At 52.3% G+C, this 1,188-nt stretch carries 1 protein-coding gene; it reads right to left on the bottom strand.

All coding sequences use genetic code 11. The features are described 5' to 3' along the window. Positions 1-50: 50 nt before the first annotated feature. Entirely contained in the window at positions 51-1,037 is a 987-nt protein-coding gene (locus OP500_RS11180) for an IS110 family transposase (protein WP_443135152.1), read from the bottom strand. Positions 1,038-1,188 lie beyond the last annotated feature (151 nt).

The following is a 1,188-nucleotide window of genomic DNA, read 5'->3' on the forward strand; positions in this document are numbered from 1 at the left end:
CGTAGCAACTGTATTTTTCACCCCGTCGGGCAAAAATACCAAAACTCAAATCAAGCCGTTTGGATACCATTTTCGGTGGTATCGTTTTTGACAAAGTAATCACGCATCCGGGCATTCAATATCGTCAGCAGTTTGCGCATACATGCCGTAACGGCAACCTTATACGGCTTACCCTTGGACAGCAGGCGCTGATAGAAATCCCGAATAAGCGGTTCAAAACGTGTCGCTACCATGGTAGCCATATACAGCGCCTTACGCACCGCAGACCTTCCGCCGAAGCAGCGGCTTTTGAATTTGGTTTCCCCGCTCTCCCTCGGGTGTGGGGCAATACCGACCAAACTCGCTATCCGTTTGTGCGACAGCCGTCCCAATTCGGGCAACATCGCCATCAGCGTAGCCGTCGTTATCGAACCGATGCCTTTGATTTGTTCCGCCACTTTGGTTTTGCCGTCAAAATGCGTGTGGGTGTGGTCGTCGATTTGTTTGTCCAATTCGTCAATCAGCCGGTCAAAATGGGCAATCAGTTGTTTGACGCTTTCGACTTGCGTTTCGTGAACCTGATGCAGACGGTTTTTCTCGGCAGTCCGCATATCCACCAGTTGGTTGCGGCGGTTAACCAATGCTTCCAACACTTCTTCCGCTTCGGTGGGCGGCTGGTAGAGCATGGTTTGCCAACCTTCTTTCTGTGCCGTCATCTGTGCGAAGAAGGCGAGCATTTTGGCATCTTTGGCATCGGTTTTGGTCAGCGACTGTGATTGGGCAAACTGATGCGTCTGACGAGGGTTGGCGATAATCACAGCTATGCCTGCACGGTGGATGGCTTTGGCGGCGGGGACTTCGAGACCGCCGGTGCTTTCCATGACGACGAGGGCGACCTTGTGTTTTTTAAGGTATTCGACGGTATGGGCGATCCCTTTGGGGTTCTTGGTTTCGGTTTTGGTTTTAGACAAAGACGAAACGGCAATAACGAAGTTTCGTTTGGCGATGTCGATGCCTGCGTAATTGTGTTGGGTACTCATCATAAACCTGCCTTGCATTCGGTTGTGTTGTCTGGCAACTGTCCGGTTGTGTCGATGGGTTGCCCGACCGCTCCCTGAGCTACGCAACGGTTGTTTGCCTTGGTCGGATGCGGGCGGCGGCGGGCGGTTTGTTGCTATGATACGGGTGTTCCGATATACAAGGTCGGAT

Origin of the sequence: Kingella sp. SNUBH-2017, from assembly GCF_028680565.1 — a bacterium.
In the GTDB taxonomy this organism is placed as follows: domain Bacteria; phylum Pseudomonadota; class Gammaproteobacteria; order Burkholderiales; family Neisseriaceae; genus Kingella_D; species Kingella_D pumchi.

Bases quoted from the DNA above. Each gene is read 5' to 3' on its own strand.
- OP500_RS11180 (WP_443135152.1), bottom strand. From the start codon at position 1,037: ATGCAAGGCAGGTTTATGATGAGTACCCAACACAATTACGCAGGCATC.